1 rRNA gene is annotated in these 976 nt (G+C 54.5%); it reads left to right on the top strand.

Features of this window, described 5'->3' with window-relative positions:
• Positions 1-976, top strand: a 23S ribosomal RNA gene (locus PEH01S_RS34305); the annotation flags it as partial.

Raw genomic sequence — 976 nt, forward strand, 5'->3', positions numbered from 1 at the left:
TAGGGGAGCGTTGTATGCGGGTAGAAGCCGGATCGTGAGGACTGGTGGACTGCATACAAGTGAGAATGCCGGTATGAGTAACGAAAAGATCAGTGAGAATCTGATCCGCCGTAAGCCTAAGGGTTCCTGAGGAAGGTTCGTCCGCTCAGGGTAAGTCGGGACCTAAGGCGAGGCCGAAAGGCGTAGTCGAAGGACAACAGGTTGAAATTCCTGTACCACCGTGAACCGTTATGAGCAATGGGGTGACGCAGAAGGATAGTGACGCGAGCTGATGGATGCTCGTCCAAGCAGTGAGGCTGGTATGCAGGCAAATCCGCATACCGTAAGGCTGGGCTGTGATGGGGAGGGAAAATTACAGTACCGAAGGTCATGAGTTCAAGCTGCCAAGAAAAGCCTCTAGCCAGGGAGAAGGTGCCCGTACCGCAAACCGACACAGGTAGGCGAGCAGAGCATGCTAAGGCGCGCGGAAGAACTCTCGTTAAGGAACTCGGCAAAATGACCCCGTAACTTCGGGAGAAGGGGTGCCTCGGTAGGGTGAATAGCCCGAGGGGGCCGCAGTGAAAAGGCCCAAGCGACTGTTTAGCAAAAACACAGGTCTGTGCGAAGCCGCAAGGCGAAGTATACGGGCTGACGCCTGCCCGGTGCTGGAAGGTTAAGGGGAGCGGTTAGGAAACCCGAAGCTGTGAACCGAAGCCCCAGTAAACGGCGGCCGTAACTATAACGGTCCTAAGGTAGCGAAATTCCTTGTCAGGTAAATTCTGACCCGCACGAATGGCGTAACGACTTGGGCGCTGTCTCAACGAGAGATCCGGTGAAATTTTAATACCTGTGAAGATGCAGGTTACCCGCGACAAGACGGAAAGACCCCATGGAGCTTTACTGCAGCTTGATATTGGACTTTGGTACGATCTGTACAGGATAGGTGGGAGCCTGAGAAGCATGAGCGCCAGCTTGTGTGGAGGCGACGTTGGGATAC

The organism is Paenibacillus ehimensis NBRC 15659, assembly GCF_004000785.1.
In the GTDB taxonomy this organism is placed as follows: domain Bacteria; phylum Bacillota; class Bacilli; order Paenibacillales; family NBRC-103111; genus Paenibacillus_G; species Paenibacillus_G ehimensis.